At 40.7% G+C, this 25,072-nt stretch carries 27 protein-coding genes; 26 read left to right on the top strand and 1 reads right to left on the bottom strand.

The window, feature by feature from the left end:
* Positions 1 to 87: 87 nt before the first annotated feature.
* From ACPV3A_RS14460 to ACPV3A_RS14410, 11 genes are all read left to right on the top strand, one after another.
* Positions 88 to 699 (top strand): hypothetical protein, encoded by a 612-nt coding sequence (locus ACPV3A_RS14460; RefSeq protein ID WP_426200037.1) that lies wholly within the window; start codon positions 88 to 90, stop codon positions 697 to 699.
* Positions 700 to 761: 62 nt separating this feature from the next.
* Positions 762 to 1,745 carry a DNA adenine methylase gene (locus ACPV3A_RS14455; protein ID WP_426200036.1) on the top strand — a complete coding sequence of 328 codons (984 nt, stop codon included), beginning with the start codon at positions 762 to 764 and terminating at the stop codon, positions 1,743 to 1,745.
* 801 nt (positions 1,746 to 2,546) lie between these two features.
* Positions 2,547 to 5,687 (top strand): hypothetical protein, encoded by a 3,141-nt coding sequence (locus tag ACPV3A_RS14450; RefSeq protein ID WP_426200035.1) that lies wholly within the window; start codon positions 2,547 to 2,549, stop codon positions 5,685 to 5,687.
* 180 nt (positions 5,688 to 5,867) lie between these two features.
* A complete protein-coding gene (locus ACPV3A_RS14445) occupies positions 5,868 to 6,452 on the top strand; it encodes a hypothetical protein (protein WP_426200034.1) in 585 nt (194 codons plus the stop codon).
* Positions 6,453 to 6,655: 203 nt separating this feature from the next.
* Positions 6,656 to 6,913 (top strand): hypothetical protein, encoded by a 258-nt coding sequence (locus ACPV3A_RS14440; protein WP_426200033.1) that lies wholly within the window; start codon positions 6,656 to 6,658, stop codon positions 6,911 to 6,913.
* 11 nt (positions 6,914 to 6,924) lie between these two features.
* A complete protein-coding gene (locus ACPV3A_RS14435) occupies positions 6,925 to 7,104 on the top strand; it encodes a hypothetical protein (RefSeq protein WP_426200032.1) in 180 nt (59 codons plus the stop codon).
* A 49-nt stretch (positions 7,105 to 7,153) separates the two neighbouring features.
* Entirely contained in the window at positions 7,154 to 8,014 is an 861-nt protein-coding gene (locus ACPV3A_RS14430) for a DNA cytosine methyltransferase (RefSeq protein WP_426200031.1), read from the top strand.
* A 189-nt stretch (positions 8,015 to 8,203) separates the two neighbouring features.
* On the top strand, positions 8,204 to 8,500 hold the full coding sequence (locus ACPV3A_RS14425) for a hypothetical protein (RefSeq protein ID WP_426200030.1): 297 nt from the start codon (positions 8,204 to 8,206) through the stop codon (positions 8,498 to 8,500).
* A gap of 67 nt (positions 8,501 to 8,567) precedes the next feature.
* Positions 8,568 to 9,254, top strand: a complete 687-nt coding sequence (locus tag ACPV3A_RS14420; RefSeq protein WP_426200029.1) for a hypothetical protein — start codon at positions 8,568 to 8,570, stop codon at positions 9,252 to 9,254.
* 177 nt (positions 9,255 to 9,431) lie between these two features.
* Positions 9,432 to 9,950, top strand: coding sequence for a DUF3916 domain-containing protein (locus tag ACPV3A_RS14415; RefSeq protein WP_426200028.1), 519 nt, complete (start codon positions 9,432 to 9,434; stop codon positions 9,948 to 9,950).
* Positions 9,951 to 10,357: 407 nt separating this feature from the next.
* The gene (locus tag ACPV3A_RS14410) at positions 10,358 to 10,645 is read left to right on the top strand and encodes a hypothetical protein (RefSeq protein WP_426200027.1); all 288 of its coding nucleotides are present in this window, start codon (positions 10,358 to 10,360) and stop codon (positions 10,643 to 10,645) included.
* Positions 10,646 to 10,772: 127 nt separating this feature from the next.
* Here the strand turns inward: ACPV3A_RS14410 and ACPV3A_RS14405 are convergent, their stop codons facing one another.
* Positions 10,773 to 11,597, bottom strand: coding sequence for a LysM peptidoglycan-binding domain-containing protein (locus ACPV3A_RS14405; protein WP_426200026.1), 825 nt, complete (start codon positions 11,595 to 11,597; stop codon positions 10,773 to 10,775).
* Between the two features lie 407 nt (positions 11,598 to 12,004).
* On the opposite strand from ACPV3A_RS14405, the gene ACPV3A_RS14400 reads away from it, so the two are divergent.
* The 15 genes from ACPV3A_RS14400 to ACPV3A_RS14330 all read left to right on the top strand — a co-directional run bounded on the left by ACPV3A_RS14400 (position 12,005) and on the right by ACPV3A_RS14330 (position 24,809).
* Entirely contained in the window at positions 12,005 to 12,862 is an 858-nt protein-coding gene (locus tag ACPV3A_RS14400) for a hypothetical protein (RefSeq protein ID WP_426200025.1), read from the top strand.
* Between the two features lie 138 nt (positions 12,863 to 13,000).
* Positions 13,001 to 14,101, top strand: coding sequence for a hypothetical protein (locus ACPV3A_RS14395; RefSeq protein WP_426200024.1), 1,101 nt, complete (start codon positions 13,001 to 13,003; stop codon positions 14,099 to 14,101).
* Between the two features lie 90 nt (positions 14,102 to 14,191).
* Positions 14,192 to 14,596 (top strand): hypothetical protein, encoded by a 405-nt coding sequence (locus tag ACPV3A_RS14390; RefSeq protein ID WP_426200023.1) that lies wholly within the window; start codon positions 14,192 to 14,194, stop codon positions 14,594 to 14,596.
* Positions 14,597 to 14,719: 123 nt separating this feature from the next.
* Positions 14,720 to 15,103, top strand: a complete 384-nt coding sequence (locus ACPV3A_RS14385; RefSeq protein WP_426200022.1) for a hypothetical protein — start codon at positions 14,720 to 14,722, stop codon at positions 15,101 to 15,103.
* A 175-nt stretch (positions 15,104 to 15,278) separates the two neighbouring features.
* Positions 15,279 to 15,833 (top strand): hypothetical protein, encoded by a 555-nt coding sequence (locus tag ACPV3A_RS14380; RefSeq protein ID WP_426200021.1) that lies wholly within the window; start codon positions 15,279 to 15,281, stop codon positions 15,831 to 15,833.
* Between the two features lie 13 nt (positions 15,834 to 15,846).
* Positions 15,847 to 16,518 (top strand): CPBP family intramembrane glutamic endopeptidase, encoded by a 672-nt coding sequence (locus ACPV3A_RS14375; RefSeq protein WP_426200020.1) that lies wholly within the window; start codon positions 15,847 to 15,849, stop codon positions 16,516 to 16,518.
* Positions 16,519 to 16,724: 206 nt separating this feature from the next.
* The gene (locus ACPV3A_RS14370) at positions 16,725 to 17,393 is read left to right on the top strand and encodes a hypothetical protein (RefSeq protein ID WP_426200019.1); all 669 of its coding nucleotides are present in this window, start codon (positions 16,725 to 16,727) and stop codon (positions 17,391 to 17,393) included.
* 42 nt (positions 17,394 to 17,435) lie between these two features.
* Positions 17,436 to 17,708 (top strand): hypothetical protein, encoded by a 273-nt coding sequence (locus ACPV3A_RS14365; RefSeq protein ID WP_426200018.1) that lies wholly within the window; start codon positions 17,436 to 17,438, stop codon positions 17,706 to 17,708.
* A gap of 32 nt (positions 17,709 to 17,740) precedes the next feature.
* Entirely contained in the window at positions 17,741 to 17,875 is a 135-nt protein-coding gene (locus tag ACPV3A_RS14360) for a hypothetical protein (RefSeq protein ID WP_426200017.1), read from the top strand.
* 349 nt (positions 17,876 to 18,224) lie between these two features.
* Complete coding sequence (locus ACPV3A_RS14355; RefSeq protein ID WP_426200016.1) at positions 18,225 to 18,416, top strand: hypothetical protein; 192 nt, start codon at positions 18,225 to 18,227, stop codon at positions 18,414 to 18,416.
* A 32-nt stretch (positions 18,417 to 18,448) separates the two neighbouring features.
* The gene (locus tag ACPV3A_RS14350) at positions 18,449 to 19,564 is read left to right on the top strand and encodes a hypothetical protein (RefSeq protein ID WP_426200015.1); all 1,116 of its coding nucleotides are present in this window, start codon (positions 18,449 to 18,451) and stop codon (positions 19,562 to 19,564) included.
* 38 nt (positions 19,565 to 19,602) lie between these two features.
* Positions 19,603 to 20,715: a phosphoadenosine phosphosulfate reductase family protein gene (locus ACPV3A_RS14345; RefSeq protein ID WP_426200014.1), complete on the top strand. Its 1,113-nt coding sequence runs from the start codon at positions 19,603 to 19,605 to the stop codon at positions 20,713 to 20,715.
* A gap of 234 nt (positions 20,716 to 20,949) precedes the next feature.
* Positions 20,950 to 21,249, top strand: a complete 300-nt coding sequence (locus ACPV3A_RS14340; protein ID WP_426200013.1) for a hypothetical protein — start codon at positions 20,950 to 20,952, stop codon at positions 21,247 to 21,249.
* Between the two features lie 169 nt (positions 21,250 to 21,418).
* Positions 21,419 to 22,072, top strand: coding sequence for a hypothetical protein (locus ACPV3A_RS14335; protein ID WP_426200012.1), 654 nt, complete (start codon positions 21,419 to 21,421; stop codon positions 22,070 to 22,072).
* A 214-nt stretch (positions 22,073 to 22,286) separates the two neighbouring features.
* Complete coding sequence (locus ACPV3A_RS14330; RefSeq protein ID WP_426200011.1) at positions 22,287 to 24,809, top strand: ATP-dependent DNA helicase; 2,523 nt, start codon at positions 22,287 to 22,289, stop codon at positions 24,807 to 24,809.
* Positions 24,810 to 25,072 lie beyond the last annotated feature (263 nt).

Below are 25,072 nucleotides of genomic sequence, written 5' to 3'. Positions count from 1 at the left end.
TATTTTTCCGAATCTTATTAGTATGGACAACTGAAAAAATAAACGATAAACAATGTGGTATAAAATCATATAAAAAGGGTGGATATCATGAACAAGAGCACGGCCGTTGTAAATCAACATAGTGGAGACACAACAGTCGTCCATATCGGATTCACTGGTCATCGACCGAAGAAATTGGGTGGATATGACTTATCTGCGCCAGGCTATCTGCAAATGCAAAAAGACCTAGAATGCTATATCCGTCGTAATCTGGAGGTCTACGATCAAGTAGTCTGCCATTCCGGTTTAGCATTAGGCGGCGATACAATTTGGTCAAAAGCGATTCTCGCAATGAAAGGTGCTTATCCGGGCCGTGTTTTATTCCATGCAGAGATCCCTATGATGGAACAGGCGGAAACATGGTTTAAGTCATCCGATATCGAATTTTGGCATAAACAGATCCGCCAGGCTGATTTCAAGACCGTATACGGATCGTTAGCTGAATATAATAAAATTACAGATAAAAAGAAACGTGACGCGATCCGGAAAAAGCGCGCATCGGAATTATTGGATCTTCGCAATAGGGGCATGCTGGATCACTCGGATATGCTGCTTGCATTACATGACGGTTCCAATGGCGGTACCGGTAACGCAGTAGCATACGCAAAGGAAATTAACATTGAAATGTATGTTGTTCATCCGAACGTTTATTTTGCATAAATTCAAATACGGGCGCCATACCGGCGTCCGTTATCTTTTATACATAGAAAGAAGGTCATACCATGATATTAACCTGTCAAAATTGTGAAACCACTTATGATCCAGTAAGCAACTTCCAGCCGGATAAAAATGAGAATGGATTCTGGTGTGATGCTTGTGAGTACTTTAACTATTTCGACGCTTCCAAAGAGCGTCCGCCGTTCATTCTTTTTTTGGAAAGCTCAGCATCCGTCGAGTCACCTATCATTCAAAAACCAAAAGTCAAATTAAAAAAGCAACTATCCCCGCTCCGCTATCCCGGAGGGAAAAGTAAAATCGCAGACCAGTTACTTTTAGCGATGCGGCCAGAACAACTCGACACCCTTATCAGCGTGTATGCCGGTGGAGCCAGTGTGGAGCTGGCCCTCTTAGATGCCAAGCAAATTAATAATCTAGTGCTGAATGATCTGGACTTCGGTATCTACTCACTTTATTACTTAATTAAGCACCATCCCGACGATCTGATCCACCGAATCAAACACTCTGATCCGACTCATGACGAATTCTTTAAACAACGAGAAATCATTAAAAACGATTACGATAATGTCGATATGCTGGATGCAGCTTGGGCCATGCTGCTAGTCAACAGGCTTGCATACTCGGGTATTTACAAGGCAAACCCTTTAGGTGGGAAAAAGGGATCTAAGCAAAAACTTCTTAGTCGTTTCAATCCAGACGTGTTGTGTCGGCGCATCTCTCATATTCATGGTATGAGTGATCGTATCGTAGTTCAATGGCGAAATGCTGTAGAATTCATAGAAGAGTACGCTTGGTACCCTAACGCAACGCTATACCTTGACCCCCCCTATTTCGAGAAAGGTCACTCATTATATCGACACTTCTACAGCGAAGAACAACACATAGAGGTTTGCGAACTACTGAACAGTTTTTACGAAGAATTTCCGAATGCAGACTTTGTGGTAACTTACGATAATCATCCGTTCATCCGGGAACTGTACGACAAATATGCTACTCGAATTGAAGTCAACCGACGGTTCAGCGCATAATAGAAAAAGACATACTCCAGTCCTCTTACGTAAAATGGATTATAAAGGTGATCTGAAACTGCAAATTTGAAACGAAAAAAAGGGAACCTCATGAAGTTCCCTTTTTTTATCAAAGATTGCATTCGAGAATACCATACGCTACCGTCCGGAAATAACTGACAGTCGACTGCCAGTAAAAGAATCGATTTATGAAACCATCCATCCATTGCGGCCGTAGTGAGATCAAGGCACGACGAACAGACTGAATGTTATACAAAGCAAAGGCTGTACGAGGCTTATCTAAAAATTGTTTGGACCCAAAAAGTATTATACCTGCCATCTGAGAAGGCATATCAATGTCTTAGGTACATAAGGGGAGTTAATCTCCCCCTAGTAATATAATTTTTCAATTAATGGGGGAGGGGAACTGAATGGCTGGACTTATAGCATTTAGCGCACTAGGGTTAGTATTCTTGGTCACACTTATAATAATGCTTGTCAAGAAGGGGTGGCCAAAGAACTATTTTGATAAATTGAGTGCTCTTGTGATGTTACTTTGTTTATTGCTGTGTATCTACGTAATATACGGAAACCTTATAGACTGGAAATGGTCTTAAGTAGCTATAAACAAAAGATGCCAATTTTATGAATTAGTTAAACCGCGCTTATAGTGCGGTTTTTTAATTACCCTTTTTCGCTGAACGCGGCTTCAATCAGAACAATTACTATTCATAAAAACAATATTAACTGATCGTACGGTTACACTCCTAAGCGAGTTTTCCCGATTAAATAAGTAAAAAGAAAATATAAAAGGAGAAACCCGTGACCTATACCTATAAACCAGATGATATGTTTTACGACGTTCTGTCTTTAAATAACGTATTTATCGTTACATGGTGGCTGCCAGCTGCTAACGCTGTGATTCTTTCATATTTAGATGACAGTCAGATCATACAGAGTAACGAGAGTGAAGACTACATCCGTAAGTTTATATATCAGAAGAATCCATACCTTCGTTCAAATAGAACCGAGATTGTATTCGAAAATATTAGCGATACCGGTTTTATTCGAGAGTTTAACCCAAACTTGAACGAATTCGGTGGCTTACTTGGTATGCAGAGTTTTGCAAAACGTTTGGGCTTAACCAACGCATCCACCTACTTGAACGCGCACATTGATAAACGGGATAAAGAAGCAAATGGCGTGAAGTTTGATCCCGCTTTTTATCCCGTCAAACAAACAGACCCGGACTATGATGAAAATCGTCACGGCTACCGGTTCGGTTATAACTCGAAAAACTATCACATGACCCTTTTGGCCGAATTGCTCGACCGCGTACATCAAAATTACTTCACACGCCGGTTTATAAATTCTCCAGTACTCCTTGATCAGCAAACTCCACTATCGGCGGCCAGTCTACATGATTACCACAAGGAGCTAATGGAAGAACCATGGCGCAATGATATGCCGAAGCGACTTGTTTACGCTAAACATCAGAATGAGAACGACGATTACAGCAAACTCGGCTGGATAATACGAAAAGGCTGGCTGTTGACCGGTCGATATATCGACATCGCTCGCTTGAATGAAAAGTCTCAAGCCATCGAACTTAAACGCTTACTTGGTGCACTTGGACTTCAAATCAAGGAAACTCACAAGGTCGATAGTAAAGAGCAAATCGATACGCTTGAGGAATTCGCAGATCGTTTGAGCTGCAGCATCAGTGATGTCTTAAATCTTCAAACCCTTTTCGAGCAGAGCATTTATCAAAAATCGTTCAATATACGTGGCCGGCTTCTCGTCGACTTTCCGCAAACCATCTATGGACCGCGAAAGGGACGGCCTCCGGAAATTCAGGAGGAACAAGTTGATACGGGGAACTACTTGAACGTACGCAAAAACCGGCTTACTCGTGATTCAACAAGCGCCTCGTTTGCTGAGTATGCGATCGCTCCGTATAAGCCGATCAGAGACTTCGAAAAGGTATCCTTTATGTATCCCTCGGAAATCGAGGCCAAGAAACTAGGCATTGAACCAACAGACATCCTAGAAGATACGAAGGCCTATTTCGAAGATAACGTTACTAGTGACCCAAATGATCCTGCATACCATGATTTCATGGAGATCTATCGTTTCTATGCTGCCATTCGAGGCCGAAACTTTAACAGTTCAAAAGCATACCGAGAGTATTTTCCAAACGGAGCGGAATGCCAAGGCAAATCCTATATCAACGAGCTGATGTCCAGGTATAATACCAATTTGTTCTATTACCGGAGAGATGAAAATGGACGTGTTTATCGTTCTTCCTGTTTTGTAAACTTCTCTATCGGGGGAATTCATGGTGCTGAAATCAACTTGAAGCGGCTTCAAGAAGACCAGGAAGAATGCAAAAAGGACCGTACCGTCCAGGAGTACGTAGAAAGTCTGTATCCATCAATAACTGAAGCTCTTAAAGCTGGATCTACCATTCAGATTCCGGATCATCTACCGGTACCGAACCGACTCAAAGGAAAAATCAGCGAAGATCGTAAAATAAAACTCCAAGAGTTCACAAAGTTTGGCTCACTGAAACCAGATGCGGTATGGCGGGACAAACCGAACGTTGATTTATTCAAGAAAAGCTCTTCCGGCAGCTGGACCATTCAATCTAAGTATACGTGCGTCAGTGTTGGGGCTAGTCATCATCAAGACTTTGAGTCCTTTTATCCATTGCTCCTGTCTCGCTTATCCGTATTTGTTAACCCGAGCTATCATGGATATAAGGAGAATGGAGAGCCGACCGATCCGTATTACGACATGTATTTGAAGCGTGCAGCGAAAAAGGAAGAATCGAGAGATCAAACCCTACCGGAAGAAGTTCGTTACGATGCTTATATCGAGCAAGATTCCAGGAAGCTGCTGATTAACTCAGCTACCGGCATGGGTGATGCTAAATTCGATAATCATATCCGTGCGAATAATGCAATTATTTCAATGCGTATCATCGGGCAACTCTTCGCGTGGCGAATTGGCCAAGCCCAGACACTGGCCGGCGCTCGCGTACCTTCGACAAATACGGATGGCTTATACACGATGGACATCTCAGCAGAAGAGAACCAACGCATCCTTAAAGAAGTATCCAAAAATATGTATATCAAAATTGATTCTGAACCACTCGATCGATTCGTATCCAAGGATTCGAATAACCGCTTGGAAACCCATCATGGGAAAATCACATCTGCCAAAGGTAGTACACTCAGCTCCTGGGAAGGCCCACAACTGACACAAAACTTAGACCATCCGGCGATCATCGATTATAGTCTGGCTAAATACCTGGCGAATGAGAAAACCGCAAATCCAATCAATATCCCATTCAATCGATCACTCGTCAATAAATTGCTTCGTGACTTCATTTATGAGCATTTACGTACCGGTACCCCACAAACAGCGCTGAAATATTTCCAGTGGATCATTTCAAGTTCAAACGATTCTCACCGCTATGTATACGCAAAATTGCTTGATAAAGAGACAGGTGAAATGAGCTTACAGAATTTGCCGCGTCATAACCGGGTGTTCATGATTAAAGATCACATAGGGAAAATACGGCAAGAAGTAAAATTGGCGACACGGAGCCCAGTTGATAAAGGATCGTGGGATAAACGGTACAACGAATATCAAAAAGGCGATCGATCGTACTCTACAATATGGGAGCATGATGAGGATGCGCTACAAATTCTACTGAAGAACGGATTCGATCTTAAAGCACATAATCGTAACCGTGGATCTCTGTATTACAGAGACAAAGCCATAACGCAAAAAATAAAAGCGATGCCGGATGATCAACAAGTCGCTATATTCAACAATGCCATCATTGATCTTCCTAATGAAAGGGCAGCTGCTATGATTCAAGTGCTTGACTTGAATGCCTACGCAGACATGGTAGAAAAGACATTCTTATTGTGGTCAAACCTGAATAACATTTAATCTATATAGTATCCATGTGTCGATACCGCTGAGAGAAGCAGTCTCCTACCTTTCAGCGATTCGACCAATAATAAGTTTGAAAAGTAGCAGTGTAGCATTATGTCTAGAAAGTTCGAAGCCGATATATTGGATATACGCTGCTATAATAACACTCTTTTAAACTCAAAGGGGAATATAATAATGGATAAACAACAGTTAATTGAATCATATAACCTAATGAAGCAATCACTTGAACCAGTCGAAGTATTAAACAAAACAATCCCTACGCTTACATGGGTTTGTATAGTTATAGGTGTACTCATTCTAATATGGGTTATTAGAGGTTTAAGAAAAAGTCGCCCTTTACCGCTTAATTCTATAAACTGGGATAACGTTTTATTCCTTATCGTACTTCCAGTAATAGTGTTTTTTTTGTTGGCATACCATTTCTATGACAATGAAAATAAACCAGTAGTACTTACTATTTCTGAAAAAATTTCCATAGAAACTAATTGGAATTCTGATGTTCTTCAGAACCAGTATTTGAACAATCTTCGTAGGGAAAAGTACGAAGTAATGGATTACAAATTTTCTGTTGATAAAGGGGTATCAGTAATAATTGATACGAATAAACCTATATCAGTCATTGAGGATATCAGAGATATAAAATGGATGGATATTGAAAAACCCTACATACAATCAGTGTGGGTAGAAGGTCTATCCGATATTGGTTTTAATAATCAATTCTATAACACAACTCTGTTCATGCCTAAAAAGGAGAATTAAAAGAATACTGTTCTCCGGATATCCGTTCTACACCATAAAAACAGCAGATAACTTAAAAGTAAATCCACAATCTCAGCGGAATTCACATCGGCCGACTTTTTAAATCACAAAAGGCACTTGATTTTCTCAAGTGCTTTTTTTGTGCGTAGATAGATGGAAGGATGATAAGTTAAAAAAATAAAATAACAGGAGGCTGAATAACAATGATCAGTGAAAAAGGTTATAGAGCCGTACAAATCACAAAAAGGACTGTTAATGCTATTGAAGCAAAACTAAAAGAAAATGAAATACTACATGAACCGATTGACTATACTCCTTTCTTATTCAATTCAATTGGGCATACCATTCTTACCGATAATTGCACCATTGAAGTATATAAGAATGAAATAACGGTTAACGAAAATCCAGTCAACGATTTGAATGACATGATCAATATGGTAATACAAGTTGAAGGGAAATAGGGGATATCACAATGAAGAAAAGAAAAATCCTCTTCGAAGCCCGTTATGTGGGCCAAAACAAATACCATTTCACATACGGTAATGTATATCCAGTATACGGCCTTGATCCAGATGAGGATTATATAGTGCTTAACGACTTCAATGATATTATGGTCGATTATAAATCTAACTTTAAAAAGGTCAAAGAATAAATAAACACATATTCAATACCTTAATACTAAACAAAAGGAGCGGGAACAGATGATAACAGCTAAGAGTTACTTCAGTGGAGCAGGCGGAATGGATCTTGGCATGATTGAGGCCGGCATCGACGTTCTCGAATCATTTGAAATAGATAAGATTGCCTGCGAAACCCTTCGCAAGAACTTTGATCACAAAGTGAATGAAACCGATATCACAAAAGTAACTGTACTCGATCAACAAGATGCAGATGTATATATCGGGACGTTTCCTTGTACCAGGTATAGTGCCATTGCAGACATCCACGGGACTAGAACGGGAGATGATCTATTCCTACACTTCTTCCGGCATATCGCTCTTGCGCAGCCTGAAATGTACATCGTCGAGAATGTACCGGGCATGAAAAAGTTCCAGGTGGTGATGGAGTGCTTAACACGGCTCCCAAACTATTATATCCGAGTGGAGTGTCCAGTGAATGCGAATATGTGGCTTCCACAGGAAAGAAAACGATTGATTGTTATCGGCAGCAAGAAACCAATACATAACCTGCCTTACCCGGAATCAAAACCCGTAAGCATGCGGGACATTATCGAAGTAGGAGCTGAAGTGTCAGTAACTCAGGCGGTACATAATCGCTTGAATGGCATTTATAGAGACAAGCCAATCATCACGGATTTGGATGGCAGAGCTCCTACATGTATGGCTCACTATGCAAAGGATCGGTCCACGCGGTTGATTAATGATGGAAAATCTATTCGACCATATTCTGTTCGAGAGTATGCTCGGCTGCAGGGATTTCCTGATTGGTTCCAATTCGCTGGAAAAGATAACGATGCATATCGACAGATCGGGAACGCAGTGGCTGTTCCAATGGGCAGATGGGTTGGAGAAGCAGTGAAAAGATATTTCAAAGCAGCCTAAATCATCCTGGCTAACATGAGCTGGTTAGCATAAAAAAGGCACTTGAATATTTCAGGTGCCTTTTTAGTGCATGGATCAATAGTGTGCGATTTCAAAACATCCCATATGGCTTTTGAGAAATACAAAAGCGATCATTCCAAATACAAAATCAAATATTCTAGGACACAAAATCAAAAAGGAGCAGTCAGAATGAAATTCAAGGCTAAAAAGTTCGAAAGCATCTGCAAGGAGTTCGCAAAAAAGATCTACAACATGATGGACGCAGAGGATCGGAAGTATGTGCAAGAAGAATCATTTTTGATGCTGGGGACCTATGAGAAATTGTTTGATGAGTATGCGTACCCTGCTTTAGAAGTAGCAGCTGCAACTTACCCGAATGACTATCAAAAGTCGTTGAAAAAATATCCATTGTTAGGAAAAGAGCATAGCATTCTGTACAATGGTTCCGGAATGGTAGAACAATGCTTAGAAGAGCTGCACAAATAAGATCAAACCTGGGAGCAAAGCTCCCCAATCAAATACATGTTGATTACTTAAAAAGGAGCGAACAACAATGACAACAATGCAAGCTATGCTGACACCATCCATTGACGATCGAATCATGGGCTTGGTGAAGGTTTACTCTAACGGCCGGAATGAAGTAAGAGAGCTTCAGGAAAAATTGAAAATCGCTGAAGCAAATGTAAGGGAATCAGGTCGTGATGTTGTATTTATGCAGCGTATGGCTCAAATCGCTGGATACGATCAGAATATTACTGAATGGCAAGAAAGATATTACGACGACTATAGCCCAATTCACGAAAATGAATGGGCCAAGTATTTTGATCTCAAAGTGGCGACATTGGAATTTGAAATTGCCATATACCGAAAACGAAATCTGAAAAAATTGAAACATGTCGTTCAAGTCCGTGGTACAAAGTTGACGTTATCTGAAAATATTAACTCAGTAGGTGATTCGTACCGGGAAGATAAATACGTCAAATATAAATATAAAGATGAAGTACTTGAAAAGAAGTTCGTTACTCTTGAAGATGCGCACGCTTTCGTAGAGCAATGGAAAGCTCGTCTCGAAGCAGATCATGCTGATACACTTCATGAGCAGCGTGAATTATTTCGCTTATTGAAAGATGAAGGTCTCGTTTACGACCATCAGACAGCTCGTGAGAGGAGTTACAAACGTAGTCATAACGACCCCCTGACGTGTGGAGATGATATCGGAATTATAACGCGCCAATCTTAGGGCGCGTTTTTTACTATAATATACAAAATGATATTTATTATATTAAAATATTTATTTAAAAACATTGATCATTCAGTTAAATATAAATAATATTAAGTTCAAATCCATTTGATATACCCGTAGATATTTTCTATAATACAAATGCTGAAATTAAAAAAGAAGGGACGACTCCTCGTCATGATATCTAAAAAGAGTAAAATCCGGGGCGCCCGAAGAAATGCTGATCGTATCATCCGGCGCATCGAAGCCTGTACCGAAAATTTCCCGGAATCAAGTTCGTTTCAGTACGATTGTTGTCATTTCGAAATGCCGGCTTCCCAAGCATTCCTTCGTTCTGAACGAACTCCTTTAAAAGAAAAACGCCGTTGTCTTCAAGCCATGATTGACCAAGCTGAACAACTAATGCAGATACGTCCAAAAATTAACGAGTTATTTCAGGTCATGGTAGTCCTAGACATTGGTGACCTTTGGAGTTCACAGATCATCATTGGAACAGAAGCTGCTGATTTTGACCGCTTCATTCATCCGATCAGTCCAAATCTTCGTCGTCTTGAACAACCAGATTCAAATAAACTGAAACGAGATTGGGGCCTCAAAATTCCGCATCAGTGGCATATCAAGGGATTCCGGGAATTTATTCATGAACAAGATCGTCAAGTAGAAGGTGAAATCTGGTTTGTTGGGGAGTGGAACTAAACCCAACCAAACGTTAAACCCGTAGTTTGCATCCCATTAATTATTGGGACGTGAAGCTACGGCTTTTTTATATACCTTCAAGAATTTTTATAATCGATATGCTTTTTATGTTTATATTTTTCGCGAATTATTTGATATCATATATGTTGTTTAATTCATTATGTCATTACTCATCATTATATGTCTCACTTTATGCATTGCGTTAATTATACATACAATATACATATTATTTATGTTATCAATATAACAGTAAATATGCTACTTCATATCTATAAGATATTGCCAATGTAGAAAACGGAGATACAGAAAGGTATCCCGCCGGCTAGCCATAAATGAGTGTATGAATCTACACCAACCATTTTAAGGAGTAAATGTTACATATTAAAAATCAGAATGGGGAATGACAAATGAAATTCACACAAGTGATTGGCCAAGATACAGGCAAACTATTTGATACAAAAGAACAGGCTGTTATCTTCTTCTCTGACGATAAGAATGTGTATCCTGTCTTCTATCCAACTGAATGGTTGCACTTGAAAGCAGGTGAAAGATTAATAAACGAGGATGGAACATACTTTAAAGCGGAGACCGGCGGTTTTGAAAAGTGCTTCATCATGGGTATAAGTGTATCGTATCCACCAAAAGGAATTGAAGAACCAAAATTAGGGCAAGGTGATTATGATAATGCTGGATAAGCAGCAGACAGTGGTAATAACGGAGAGTTGTAGAGTATCTTGCAAAGCATATAAAAATGGTCAATTAAATGGAAAGCAAAGTAATAAAAATAGAACCCATCCTAGTTAAATTGGATGGGTTCTATTTTTATTTATCGCTAAGATCTGGTTGTTTTGTATCTCCTGGGAATAATAAAATCTCCCCAGCTCGGATCACATCTGCATCATGTAACTCATTCAGTTCAAGGAGTTGTCCGAGTGAAACGCCGAAAGCTTTGCTCAAAAGAAGTAAAGTGTCACCGTCTTCCGCGACATAATACTTGTACTCCTTCGAGTCCAAATCTTGGACCAATCGAAGCCGCTTAGAGCCCTTAAGTTGGCCGGAGAACGTACTCTTCTCCTCGACAGCAGCGTCTAACGCAGAACCTGGTTTCGCATTGCTCGATGATAGCGAATCAGCTGCAGTACCCGATGTAGGCGCCTCAGACTGATGTTGTTTTGTACCAGGCTGCTGGGTTTGAATGTTTTCAAGAATCAACTCCACGTCATCGTTTGACAGTTCTCCCAGATGGTTCAGGAGATCTTCCTTCGTCATATTTGCACCTTGTAGTACAAAGACATTGGGCGAACTCATTGAGTTCTCTACATCGGACCGCTCATTATTCGGTGCAAATGAGGCAGAATCTACCGGCCGTGGAGAACTCGCTTTGATAATTTTACCCGGTACATCCATAGAGAAAAATAAAACAAAGAACAAAGCCACACTCGCGATCGTGGCGAATGCTGCAATGTTGGAATTTCGCTCTCCATGTCTGTGAACATCGTTACCGGCAGAAATTTTAACCATATCAAGCTGAACATTTTCCTTATCGAAAATCTTTAGTTCCTGATCAGACGCAAGCTCTCCCAAAATGTCCGATTCCTCTTGTAATTGTTGCGATTCTTTTTTTCGATTGAACACAATAAACGACATTATTTGTTCACCCCTTTTCATTATTTGATTATAACGAATGTAATTACTAGTCACAAGATAAAAATCCCGTATTTCTATTGTATACCGCTGAACATATAGTGTTTTTAAAACAATATTTGTGATGATTAGATTGCGATCAGTTAAACTAACAAGTTTTCAAATACCGTGAGATCCTCAATTTTAATATGTATTTTATATGAAAATATAATCTTGATGCGAAAGCGGGTCACTCCCCCCATTTCGCCCATCTACAATTTGATTATGAATCTAGAAATAAACACTTAAAGTTCGTTGAAAACAATTTTAAAAATATTGTTGGTGTAGCGTATTTCACGTATAATTTATGATGTTATACAAAATTATTTTCTATAATCGGAAACCAAAAAACTGAAAAGGATACATTGAATATGTCGAAATTAACGAGAGAACAATTCGGAGTGGCATTAGGTGACAGCATCCTCATTCGAGGTACCGTTAAGTCCGCAAAACTCGATAAACCTATTGATGGAGCGGCTCTCGATAAGGTGAATCAACGACGCTTGAATAAGGGGATGAAAGAAACAAAGCCATTCCGGCGAATCACGATCAATAATCCCAGCATCGTAGAAGGGAAGGATAGCCCGCTCGCAAAGTTCTATGAACAAAATATATATCGAAACAAAATAACTCTTGAAACGAAGTCCTTATTCCCGCCGGCATATAAACACATGCAAAATGGTGAAGCGGTCATAATCAACGACCCCAAAAAAAATCCCGCTACCGGTCAAGAAATTTTGATTCGGATTTCGACTTTTCAATCCAAAGGATTTCCTTACCTTGGATCTGGAATAGACGCCATTATCTTTCCTGAAGGGCCGATCAAATTTTACGAAGTAAGGCGAGCTGAGGAGCATTTACCAGGGTTCGGTAAATCAATTGATCTTCCCAACGACACGCCTATCGTAAATAGCATCGGTTTTGCAGTTGCACCGATCATCGCTCCGGAAAAACTCGGTATAGATATCAGCAGCTCTCCTTTTACGGGTGTAATAAACAGCTATTTAAATAAGAGCATGTCCGGACAAACGGCAGATATGACGACAGCTGACACTCCTGACGTATCTGCAACAACGAAGCTTCCCGAGACAAAAATTATTGACATTAAAGAGGCTAAGACGGAAACGAATGCCATCCACATTGACTCTCCCTTCGGCCCAAGCAATATTACAGAGGTCGCTGAAAAAACTGATCTCGGCACCACAAAACAGCTTAGCCGGTTCACATAATAAGTGACAAGAAACAAAGGAGCTGTCACCGAGGGCGTTCGTTCTTCGGTTTTTTGTTATGAATGACAATAGAAGCATGGGACAGTCGGTCTCTCTATTGGCTTAAATCTTTAAACAATAAGGTGGTGCATACAAAGAATGAATATTTTAACTAATCAGGTGAAACAGACACCCATCAACACATATCCAATGGTTCATCCGCGCCTCTTTTGCCAAAATCCATTGATTATGAAGTTGTCAGACGATCCTAATTGGACTGTTTCTGACGATAAAAAGCGCCCAATAAACGCCAAAGTTTTGCTGGAAACGTACGAACTTTATAATGCCAAACTTGACGACAATAGAGAGTGGCCACTTGTAACGCTGCCAGAACTTGATGCAGATGAGAAATTGGATAGCGTCAATCGGACGTACCGGCTCCGTGCCAGGGAGAACAGGGTCATTGCCATCGATGTTGAGCCTATCGCACCCAAATGGATGAAGCACCAAGCACTTAATTTCCCCGCACAATATACCGAATTGTCTAAAAATGGAGGTGTCCATGCACTGATTCTTGTCCCTGAGTCTTTGATAAACGATGACAACAGATACCTATTCGAAGATCTATCCGTAGTCAAAGAATCAGTACCCAAAGACAAAAACGGCAATGACCTGCGTTCGGCTTATTTTGAAGTGATCTTTAACGACCATTACCTCACATTCACAAAGCGTATGCTTACGGAAAAACCGTGTGCAGATTATGAGAATGATGCCGCAGCTCGTCAATTTCTCGAATCCTTTCTAACCAACATTCTGAATATGGATCGAAAAAAGAAAGCCGATCGCGAACTCGTCAGACAATACCAAATTGACATGATCGATCGAGAATTGGATGAACAAAAACAGGCGGATATAAGATCATTCTTGGCTTTGGAGATATTTGAGAAGGCTCGGGCGAAAAGTATCGAGCGAAAAGAACACCACTTTGCAGGCGATTCGTCTCGATATGAAATGAGTGTGGCCAATACCATTGCGTATTACGTGATACAAAACCATAAACTTGCTTTGGATACGGAATCATGGCAAAACCTCGCAGAATCGCTCAGTGAAAAAGATCTCGTTTATGCCATTTACCTCATGTTACAAGATGCCGTTCCGCACCGTGAGAAACACGATGAATATCGATTCGACATGCCCTGGTTACTGTTCACATCCAAAAGGGCCTATGAGTTCATGAAAGCACATCTCTCTAAATCTTAAATACATGAACGGCTTGATCGCTACAGCGATCAGCCGTTCTTTGTGATAACCCTTTCCATCAACATGAAAGAATAGGAGGCAAAGACCGATATGATTATAAGAAACGGAACCCCAGTGATTGGCCAACGCGTAGAAGTATTCGTTAATTTGCATAAAAACGGGATCTTCTCCATTGTGGATCGAGAACCCAAGAGCAAAAGCCCAACCAGCGGAAAAGTTCTCGCCTATGCTGAGCGCGTACAACTATCTGACGCCGTCTTCAAAATCGCTGACGGCAAATATAAATGGATTCTTGAAAACCAGTGCAGGACCGTATGTGCTGTTTGCGTCGGATACCTGGTCGCCGTAGACACGGAGTGTCCTCCAGATTTAAATCAGGTTGTGACGTATAACCCGTACCGGGACCGAAACTTTCATACCCCTACCGGAAAAATCGTGGAAATCGCCAAGCTCATACACTTCGAACGACAAGTCGGTTTCATTGCAGCAAGCTAAGCACTACGAAAGAAGAGGCAGTGTAAATTGCCTATAAGACAGTTGGAATAAAGAAACTTAAGCTCAGATTGGTGCTGCGTCCGATAAAACCAATAAATTTTAAAGTGAAGGGAATTGGTCGCAATGAGTTCGGATAATAACCCGAAACAAGAATTAGGAGAAATAAATAGACTAACGGATGAATACATGAGGCTATCTTTGGAAGAACGTAAACCGATTGCCTTCTTAAACAAAACGGAAGACTTATTATTAACACTTCCAACATGGCTCATATTTACCTGGGCTGTCCTTCAATTTTACGTATATTATCAAAAAACGGGTGATGTATTCTTTTGGGTCATTGATATTACTATAATTATAGGATTCTTGTTGATTTGTCTTGTAATATTAGTCACAGGTAGATACCGAAGGAAATTACAGCGCGTAAAAGACCGTCAATTACAAATAATGTGGAATGAAATAGAGAGTCGGTACAAAACGTACAATCTCAAAAACCAGAAAAAATAGAACATAGACGAAAATAATAGCAGCTGTCTCAATTTTAAACTATCGCTACAGCAGCTAGATCGCCCCCTAGCCCCTCCCTTATGCAGAAAGTACAATTGACCAAGCCCAACACTTCGAAGGTTAAGTTGGTTTCATTAGAGCAGGCTAATCACAATGAAATAAGGAGCAACGTAACGTGCCTAAAAACATTAATACAGACCATATTGAACGCATGTTTCCATTTGAATTTTACGAAGAACTGATCCCTCAACTTGCCGGATATACTATCATGAATCCGGCTTTTTTTTCACCTGATCACATTCAGATCGATGAAAACAAAAAACGCGGATTATTCGATAAGCATAGAAAAGAAATGGAAAAATTGAATCAATTGAACATATTGAGCGTCGAGCCTATTGGAGAATTGTTGATTCTTGACATCTGCTACACCAATGATCAATCAGAAGCGATTTTAAAAGGCGGTCTACTACGCAGCCAAGTCCCAATCTCCATTCTTTCGGTCCAGCTTTATGATTCATCTGGCCAGCCGGTCTTTGCGTCTGATGTAAGTGAGGAGAGCATCGCTAATATCCCGGAAGTTTTATGGGATGATCCCAATCTTCTCATCGCCATTGTTTCTCTAAGTGAAGAGGGACCAAAGATCGGCATACTCAAAGCTCCTCCACAAATCGAACAACTAATTGAGCACCAGATTTTCGAAAATGAAGATGCTGCAGATGACCAAAATTAGGAGGAGTAGCACTATGAAGACAGCGAACTCCTATCCATTATTCCGATGGCCTTCTCTTAAAAAGATGTTCGGTTCTCGTGAACTATACCAAGCCATCTTTTTCTTTTTGAGTCCACAATTGTTTCCCATCGCGGTCATGATAGGGACCTGGTATCCGGGTTATGCTTCACTCATCAACGCAGCGGCGATCCTAATTGGACTTATCATACTCACGTTAGCCATCCGGATCATCAGAAAACGACAGAACGAACACAGCTACGCCAGAGGGATTCGAATTCGTCCTGTTCTAGGCGTCTTCATTTGCTGTATAATCGCGCTAACGATAATGACCTATCTGTTTGCCTTGATCGGAATCACATTGCCGTCACAGACCAACCAGACGTCCCTGGATGCCATGTTCGACCGTTTCCCGCTCCTCATGATCTTCATGATCGTGATTTTAGCACCTGTGACCGAGGAGCTTGTATTTCGTGAGCTCTTACCCCATACGCTTGGCCCGAGTCTAATCAGTTTCATAGCATCGAGCTTACTCTTTGTGGCCATCCACAGCCCGTCAGGGATCATGGGATGGTCGTCATACGGGATTATGGCTGCCGGCTTCTTATTCGCCAGGCTAAATCAAAGAAGCATTTACGCCGGCATTGCAGTACATGTCGTATGGAACCTATTCAGCGTCCTCGCTTAAATGCAAAATCTAGACCTGTCGGAGCCTATTTATATACAGATATACAATCAATAATCTTCGATTTAAGTGGAGGCTCGACCTATAAAATAAACAGAGAGCATTGCGCTGGAGTATATACTCCGGCGCCTTTTTTCAGTGGAACAAATAACAATTATCAATTCTCAATGACTCAGAAACACTCATCAAACCAAAAGGAGAAATTTATTATGCAAACGGCTTTTTTGAATGGAAGAACAATCGAGGTCTATAGAAAAAATTCCCCGGATTTTGAAAATGAAATGGACCCCATCGAGATCATGGAAAGGCTTGATCGCATGTATCATGAGCTGAATCAAAATCCGACAGATACAACCGCACAATTCATCCGCGAAGAGCTTCAATCCTTTCAAGTCATTACGATCAGTAATGAACAAAATGGGATCAGATGGATTACGAGTCCTATGACTTATGTTAGGAGAAAAATGCAACGATCAACGGTACGCCGTATTTTCCATCTAATCAAAACAGGAACGCAGTGGGCTAGTAAGTACGTGCACTATTCCAAGATTGAAGGTCTTGATAGTCTCCCGATTCCAATCACCCTTTCTGTCCAATCGTCTCTACATAACCTTTCGGAGAGTAATAACATCGACAAACTAAAATGCTCAATCACGGCTCTAAAAGAAACGATCTATGAACGCTTACAGTCCGGACACACAACGATCGGTATATTCGAAACCCCTGATGGCGTGGTCAATATGAATCTTTTGTACGCCTGGTTTGATGAAAATAAACCATTAGACGGTACGCGGTGGACCAATAACAATACCTTGACCGTAGTAGGCTTGGATCAAATCGTGGACAGTATCTTATTCCAACCTAAAATTACTGTCTAATCCGGACATAGATTTAAAAAATTGAGTGGAGGACTCATAAAAATGGAATACGATTTTGAAAACAAAATTAAGAATGGTGGTTACAAAAGAATAATTGCTGTTGCTGAAAAGATACTCATGAGGCCAAATGACACCAAACTCTTATTAGGAGAAGGTAAATTCAATGAATTGAAGAAGGCAGAAGAGAAGATACTGGAAGAGCATTTCAAACATGATGAAGTCTATGAATACTATCACCAGTGTAACAAAGAGGTGTATGGGTTCTGCAGTTTCGAACGTTGGAAAAGTAGAGATACTTGGCAGAAAACTGTTTAAATAAAACTTATTTTTTAAAAGGAGGTACATAAATGAACAATGTAATTATCCCTGCTGGTTATGAAGTCGTCTCAGTGGGGAAATCGCTTTGGCTTGTTGATAGCGAAGCACTATCAAGCGGTAAATTTATCGGAAAAGAAATTGCCTCTGATATAACAGAAGACTAAAGAAATGATAATCAATATTTATGATGCTGTAATTTACACAACCAATACGAGTTACTAAAAAAGATAATGACACACATTTACTCTGTATGAAACTAGTCAGGGGTTCATTAATAGCATCATTTTTGCAGTAAGAAATATGTTAGAAAGTGATTTCATTTAGATAGAAGGTGAAAAGAAAATGAAAATAACAGACAAATGTTTTATATTCCACATAGCTGGAACCAAAATGGAAACAATCGCGTTCCACGACAATGTTATATATGTCTACTGTCACAGGAAAGAGAAAATATATCCACTTAGATATGGAACCCAATAAAATTCTTGTTGCATAAATAAGAGGTGGAAAACGGTGAAACGTGAACGATACTCAAACATGATCGGCTATGATTTTGGAGGATATGTTTATCAAGGAGCAGCTTACACTAAAGAAGGAAGACAATACGTATTCCTGAATAATCAGGATGGTTCAACTTGGGTTACTCATTATAAAGGCTTCAGAGAACATATTGATAAATACGACTTCCCAGGACGGAAGATTTAATGAAATCTATTTCAATAAAAGGGGGTTCAATCATGAATACCAAAGACCTGATTCATCTAAATGCCAGCAATAAATCGATTAAAATCACAGAGAAAATCGAGCAAATGACCATGTTCGATGTGGCACCAGATTTTCGATTACATTCAAAATATCTAAGCGGCGTATTCCGGACCCGTGCAGAGCTGGCGGAAGGATTACGAGAAGAGGGTCGAGACCAGATATACCACGTGCTGAGCTTCGGCGGCGGTACTCAGTCTTCACACCTCATGGAGCAACATTTACGTGGCCAGATCCACTACGATTACATCGTGTTTTCCGATACTGGTGCAGAACCTGAGTTTATTCATGAACAGGTCGAGTGGTGGCAGCGCCGGCAACAGGAGTGCGGTAATACAACGCCGTTTATAATTACCCAGCACAGCAGCATGAGCGGCGGACTAGAAGAAATGCTTATGCGATGGATACACACTGACTATCAGCGGTTCCAAATGCCGGTATACTGCAGCAGCCTAGACCGAACAACCGGAGAGATCAAGCCGGCAGGTATGATGCCACGACAATGTACAGTCGACTTTAAAATCATTCCGGTTAAACAAGCAGTCCGACGAGCTGTCCTTCAGAAGCACGGCCTGAAACCCAATCAGAAAATGCCTGCGAACGTCGGATTTATCATCGATATCGGATTCTCTTACGATGAAATTCGTCGAATCAACACCGATCAATCTCCGCAATACCAATATATCCGCTTAGCTTATCCCCTGGTCGAAGAAAATCTCACCACTACAGATAGTATTCAATTCCTCGAAGCGAATCAATTTCCTACGCGACGTTCTCGCTGCTACCTCTGTCCCTTCAACTGTGACGGCGATCGAGACATCGGAATGGACTGGGACGAGATCATCGAAGCTGAACCTTTGTCCTTTCTAAAAGCTTGCTGGTTCGATGCGGAGCTGCGGCGAGTACAATTAGGCGGTACAAAGATCATGAACAGCATTCCGTATCTACACCACAGTCGTAGACCTCTTGCAGAAGTATATGCAACGGAGTATGAGCAGCTAAAAGGCACATATGCTTCCAGGTTAAATCAGTGGGTCAATACATGGCGTCAAGTCATTGAAGAGAAGTGGATGAAGGAGATCGCTGCGTAAAAAAGATAGATCAAAAAAATCAACGATGGAGGTAAGGCATGCAAGAAGCAATTACAGAAAAATACACAGATCATCATACGCCGAACGTAGAACCGATAAACCGGATCATTTTTTTCAGCGGGGGAAAAGCAAGTTTCGCCGCTGCTGACTGGGTAAAAGAAACATACCCTAACGACAACATCGTTTTATATTTCACGGATACCCATTGGGAACACCCCGATCTTTATCGATTCAATGAGGAAGCCTCAGATAAGCTTCAGCTCCCGCTGCTGACTCACTCCTGCGGTTTGAACCCCATTCAACTAATGTTTGAGAAAAAGATGGTCTATAATAGCATGATCGGGGACTGTTCAAAAATATTGAAAATGAAGGTATCCCGAGATTTCCTAAAAAAAGGTGTCAAACCCGCTAATGAGACGTGGCGTAACCGGGAGTACTTGAAGAAAGAGGATTTTACAACGGATGCGGTATTGTACTTCGGAATTGGCTTTGATGAAATGCATCGTGAAAGCGCAATCAAAAAGAACTGGCAGCCATTTCTAGTTGAAATGCCGCTCATTCAAAACAACATATGGAAAGACGAAGCGCTTAAAAAGTACAACATCCGGCAGCCGAAACTATACGATTACGGATTTTCTCATAATAACTGCTTTGGCCGATGTGTTAAGGCTGGGCAAGGGCACTACAAGTTGTTAAAAGAGCAAATGCCCGACGTTTTCCGGAAATTGATGGAACAAGAGCACCACTTAAAGATCTGCGTCTCAGCTTATAGGTACATCATGGACGATAAAGTGCCGGAACACGATAGAATACCCGAGCACGTTCGGGAACAGATGCTGCAGGAACTTGACGATGCTTACCGCGATTATTTTTATGACCGGGCGCCGCGGCCAAAGATTTATATTCATCCGTCTGCCAGTGCCAACCGCCATTACGCCAAAATTAAACAGTACAGCTTTATGAAGAAGACTGGCAGCGTACCTGAGCATGTCACTTTTACAACGGATGATGGTGAAATAGAAACACATATAAGGTATCCAAAACAGCCATATCCTTTACGTGATCTGAATTACGAGATTGAAAATGACATGCAGATCGATTTGTTTGATATCGGCGGCTGTGGATGTTTCGTTGAAGGAATAGCCGAATGAACAACGAAGAAGGGGATATATAAGATGAGTTTAGCCGTAAATCACATCACTTATACCTCCATCCTGCTGGGTCAGCAGTACCCGAGTACTTGGAGATCAATCAATATGCCTTCATGAAAAAGGATGGCAAACCTTATCCAATCACAAAGCCACATCGAGGATAGGCAAATGCCTTGCAAATTGACCTGTTTGGTATCGCGGCGGCTGTGGTTGTTTCGTCGAAGGAATAGCTGAATGAACAAAGAAGAAGGGGTGTCTAAGATGAGTTTATCCGTAAATCGCATCACACATGTTGAAATCGATGGAGAAATGTACCTAATAGACTACACACAAAGTAAAACTCCGGTGATTGGTGACCTGGTAGTAGGCAAAAGTGATTTTAAATACGACTGGGAAACCATGTCCATCCATATTCAGTACGGTAAAGTAACTGAAATCTGGGGGAATGGACGAGGAATTACAAGAGATGGGGGTTATGATCAGAGTCTTTTTATGGAAGAATCATTCGTTCTAAGAAAAATATTAAAGGAATAGGCCCCTTCCTTAAAATGAGCTTTTTATACTTGAAGGAGGTGATTTTCGTTTTACTGGCTAAAACTGCGCCTATGAAAGTCAAACGGTATAATTTGACAATCTCATGGGTATAATTTATGCTTTAATGGTCAATGTTAGTCAAAGTCAAATGATTAAAGGAGGAGTCACAATGGCAAGTGTTCCGTTAAATCAGCAGCAAGAAGAGCTGAGAAGAGTAGTGGAAGAGCAGTTCAATCGAATCCGAGGTTGGTCAATCAATGATGATATCTCACCTGACGAACGCCAACAAGCTTTTCAAGTGATGGGAGATGCAGCTCACCAACTCCACATATCAATTACCCCTGAACCACGACATTTCCGGCACATAATTGAAAATAGGGGTATGGATGCGAATCATCCGCAATTCTATTATCAAATTCATTGCGTAGAGGACCTGCTCGATTATATTCGAGACACAGACTCGAACAGAGATCCAGAAGACCAGACAATTGGGGATCGGTTCGAATTTAATGTCTACAGCCGGCGCTGGGGACATGAGGATCACTATGGTCTAACTCGTACAAGCTCCGGATGGAATCTTTCACATACAACTTATGGTGGAGAAATGAATAAGTCATGTGAGCCTAATCTATTTGAAGCTTTGAGACATGAAAGCGTTATTTATCCGAGAAATCTTTCTGGATTCTTTGAATGGCTATGGGATCGGGCCGAGAGAGATGGCTTATCTCATGATGAAGTTCAAGAAGCTCTAAACCAATTAGCAAATTGGGTAAGTAACTGTGAAAGAGATGCTCCCCGTGGTGTATTTCAAGGTTATATTTAATCTCTCATGGTTCTAATCAAAAGGGTAGCCTAACCGGCTACCCTTTTTCATTGTCTCAAGCTCGTCAGGGCTGCTCTAAAAATGAATCCCGCTCCTAATTGGAGCACCTTTAGCTTGTTAGATAGACTGATCCCTAAACCCTTTATTTACCTGTATTCATTACCAAAGAAAGGTATAATAAGAACATACGCACCTATTTAGAAAGGATGTTGAAATGGCTATTACCAGAAAAGATAAAATAATGGATTTGTTTGAAAAAACAATTCCTAAACACTATAAAACTAAAGAAGTAAGAACTAGACAAGTACAGATGGCCATGGAGGTCGCAGCTTTCCTTCACCCGAAGGAGAAAAAAAGGCTGCTGCTAATCGAGGCGCCTGTAGGTACGGGTAAATCACTAGGAGCTCTGGTCCCCGCATTAATTGAAAGTACAATTGATTCCTTTTCACCGAAAAGAATCAGTTATGTGACAGCCACAATAAATCTCCAAGGTCAGTTAATGAACGGAGAGGTACCCTTACTGCAAAAGTATCGCCTTCTTAAACAAGCAATATTAGCAAAAGGGAAATCTCATTATTATTGTCACGAACAACTACAAAGCCCAGCTACCGTCGATAATCACGATGAAATCTATAACAATCTCAATCGGTTCTTTCTTGAGGGTTCGTCGGGTCAAAGAGATGAATATGAGAGTACGTATGGAGAGATACCAAGTAAGATCTGGGATCGAGTGGCTTTAAGAGCAACAAAGTCAGAGTGTGAAAAATGCGCTCTATCTCATACGTGCCCAACAAATCATCACCGTAGACAATTTAATATGGATAACCATCTGGTTATAACCAACCATGAGCAAATGATTCGATCGCTCCTAAATCGTTTATCAGATCCACCAGTCTCACCGATTGTTCCCATTGACCCTGGTATTGTAATCATAGACGAAGCTCATCATTTTCTAGATAATTTCCTTTCTCAGATTGAAAGCTCCGTTAGTATTCGTGAGCTAAAAACCTTGATCACTAGCAAACATTTCCCTTATAAGCACAAAAAAAGCTGCATAGGAATCCTAAGCAAGCTGGAAGTTGAGCTTAAAAGATGTGCAAACGAGGTGGAGTCGCTTCAGGGAAGATATCCTCTTTCATCAACAACAAGAAGTATTCTTACTCTTCTATTGAATAAGTTGGACGACGTGCTGGAGGATATCGTTCTCCAAAGTATAAACGAACGTAGACAAACATATTCGTTAAGCCAATTTTCGGACAGACTAGAAGCCATTATTGAATCAGTGAGAACACTAAACGATACTAAAATGTTTGTTCAATGGGTTTCTTATGATGATTTTAGTTTCTCGTTTATTCCAGTTAACTTCCCTACCAGTTTCAGGCGCATGATGAATTTTCTATTAAGTCACAATAAGGTCATTGTCATGTCTGGCACGCTCACGAATGATGGTTCGTTCTCCAGCCTGATCGCCCAGTGGAGGTTAAACAAGGAGAACCTTATTGAAAAGATAATACCTGAATCTTTTGATTATGGTAAACAGGCTCTAATATATGTCCCGCAAAATGTTGCTGACCCTCGGGATCAAAATTCAGATTGGATAGAAGACCAAGTTAATCACTTAAATAATATACTCCACATTACACAAGGAAGAGCTCTCATTTTATCGACTTCGAAACAGCACATGCAGGACCTCTCTGAGCCACTTGAATCCATATGTGATAGTTTGGATGTTACCTTGCTCCGACAAGATCAGGGAGGCGTTGAGAAGCTCACAGAGCTATTCAAACAGGACGAGACTAGTGTCCTACTCGGGAGCGGGAGTTTCTTCTCTGGATTTTCTGTTCCTGGTACATCTTTGGTATCGGTTACCTTCTCTCGTTTACCATTTCCAGTACCGGATGATCCTTATTTGAAACTTATCGGCCAAGGGCTTGAAGACACCTTTATGGAGGATGTACTGTTTCCCAAAATGATGGTCCAGCTGAATCAAGGTTCTGGTCGATTGATTAGAGATATCCGGGATTATGGGATCATAACCATTTTGGACCCGCGAGTGTTTACTTCTGGATATGGTGCTTTAATACGTTCTGATTTTGAGAGAAAAGGATACCTCTTTACAAGATCCCTGGAAGAAGTGCAGGAATTCTATAAAAGGAAAATTAAAAGTGGATCAGAAGCCAAATACGTATCCTATTCACAAGAACTTATAAGTATCCCGGCTATTCTAGAAGAAGGGGGGTTCACCTCAAATCGAGGAGAAGCTATCCTTCCAAAGGAGACAAAATATAAAAGAAGCAAGATAACTCCTGAGCAGCATGAATTTGCACTTACCATCTGTAAAGAGCGTGGAGTGAATCTCTCGACGAAACCAAAATTCGGAGAAGATCTATATAAGTATCTTGTGGATCTTTATTATGTTAAATATCATAATATTTCACCGGTTCGTGACCATTTTCCTTACAAAAATGAACTCCAAAAGAACGAGCTCTTAGATTATTACGGTCAAGGTATTCAAACTTACCAGGCTAAAAAATGTACTGATCCAGTGTTTGGTTGCTCAGGCCAATGCTCTCTTACTACGCAAGAGGAAATAAGAAAAGCCATTGAATCTTCCGGAGGTGATTTATCAAACGTATTTCAAGGCACAGGCCATTGCTGGTTAGAAATTAAACCCTATAACAAAAATGATGAAATCCTCATGAAGTGTGCTTCTCTAAGAAGCGTTCAGAGCAAATAATAGAAAGGACTCCCCAAAGGGAGCAGCAGGGGGGGAGCAACTGTGAAAGAAATACGCCGCGTGGTGTATTTCAAGGTTATATTTAATGTGCATTTAACAACGGAATCACATGGTTCGAATCAAAAGGGTAGCTACTCTGTAACATTAAAGATGGAGGAAGCCCACTAAAACCAATAACAATAAGCAATTGAATACAATGTTAGACATTTTAAGAAAGGATGAGTCATGCAATGGGATTATCCCCTTATGCGTGGTGCTCATCC

This window comes from Paenibacillus sp. Dod16, assembly GCF_049893405.1.
Classification (GTDB): domain Bacteria; phylum Bacillota; class Bacilli; order Paenibacillales; family Paenibacillaceae; genus Paenibacillus_AQ.
Note: the sequence above shows the minus strand (reverse complement) of the source record. Positions and strands in the feature narration are given on the sequence as shown.

Coding starts and splice junctions, on each gene's coding strand:
- ACPV3A_RS14345 (WP_426200014.1), top strand. CDS start 19,603: ATGCAAGAAGCAATTACAGAAAAATACACAGATCATCATACGCCGAAC.
- ACPV3A_RS14385 (WP_426200022.1), top strand. CDS start 14,720: ATGAGTTCGGATAATAACCCGAAACAAGAATTAGGAGAAATAAATAGA.
- ACPV3A_RS14415 (WP_426200028.1), top strand. CDS start 9,432: ATGATATCTAAAAAGAGTAAAATCCGGGGCGCCCGAAGAAATGCTGAT.
- ACPV3A_RS14455 (WP_426200036.1), top strand. CDS start 762: ATGATATTAACCTGTCAAAATTGTGAAACCACTTATGATCCAGTAAGC.
- ACPV3A_RS14330 (WP_426200011.1), top strand. CDS start 22,287: ATGGCTATTACCAGAAAAGATAAAATAATGGATTTGTTTGAAAAAACA.
- ACPV3A_RS14440 (WP_426200033.1), top strand. CDS start 6,656: ATGATCAGTGAAAAAGGTTATAGAGCCGTACAAATCACAAAAAGGACT.
- ACPV3A_RS14420 (WP_426200029.1), top strand. CDS start 8,568: ATGACAACAATGCAAGCTATGCTGACACCATCCATTGACGATCGAATC.
- ACPV3A_RS14405 (WP_426200026.1), bottom strand. CDS start 11,597: ATGTCGTTTATTGTGTTCAATCGAAAAAAAGAATCGCAACAATTACAA.
- ACPV3A_RS14335 (WP_426200012.1), top strand. CDS start 21,419: ATGGCAAGTGTTCCGTTAAATCAGCAGCAAGAAGAGCTGAGAAGAGTA.
- ACPV3A_RS14460 (WP_426200037.1), top strand. CDS start 88: ATGAACAAGAGCACGGCCGTTGTAAATCAACATAGTGGAGACACAACA.
- ACPV3A_RS14350 (WP_426200015.1), top strand. CDS start 18,449: ATGAATACCAAAGACCTGATTCATCTAAATGCCAGCAATAAATCGATT.
- ACPV3A_RS14430 (WP_426200031.1), top strand. CDS start 7,154: ATGATAACAGCTAAGAGTTACTTCAGTGGAGCAGGCGGAATGGATCTT.
- ACPV3A_RS14390 (WP_426200023.1), top strand. CDS start 14,192: ATGATTATAAGAAACGGAACCCCAGTGATTGGCCAACGCGTAGAAGTA.
- ACPV3A_RS14425 (WP_426200030.1), top strand. CDS start 8,204: ATGAAATTCAAGGCTAAAAAGTTCGAAAGCATCTGCAAGGAGTTCGCA.
- ACPV3A_RS14375 (WP_426200020.1), top strand. CDS start 15,847: ATGAAGACAGCGAACTCCTATCCATTATTCCGATGGCCTTCTCTTAAA.
- ACPV3A_RS14445 (WP_426200034.1), top strand. CDS start 5,868: ATGGATAAACAACAGTTAATTGAATCATATAACCTAATGAAGCAATCA.
- ACPV3A_RS14410 (WP_426200027.1), top strand. CDS start 10,358: ATGAAATTCACACAAGTGATTGGCCAAGATACAGGCAAACTATTTGAT.
- ACPV3A_RS14435 (WP_426200032.1), top strand. CDS start 6,925: ATGAAGAAAAGAAAAATCCTCTTCGAAGCCCGTTATGTGGGCCAAAAC.
- ACPV3A_RS14400 (WP_426200025.1), top strand. CDS start 12,005: ATGTCGAAATTAACGAGAGAACAATTCGGAGTGGCATTAGGTGACAGC.
- ACPV3A_RS14370 (WP_426200019.1), top strand. CDS start 16,725: ATGCAAACGGCTTTTTTGAATGGAAGAACAATCGAGGTCTATAGAAAA.
- ACPV3A_RS14395 (WP_426200024.1), top strand. CDS start 13,001: ATGAATATTTTAACTAATCAGGTGAAACAGACACCCATCAACACATAT.
- ACPV3A_RS14360 (WP_426200017.1), top strand. CDS start 17,741: ATGAACAATGTAATTATCCCTGCTGGTTATGAAGTCGTCTCAGTGGGG.
- ACPV3A_RS14365 (WP_426200018.1), top strand. CDS start 17,436: ATGGAATACGATTTTGAAAACAAAATTAAGAATGGTGGTTACAAAAGA.
- ACPV3A_RS14340 (WP_426200013.1), top strand. CDS start 20,950: ATGAACAAAGAAGAAGGGGTGTCTAAGATGAGTTTATCCGTAAATCGC.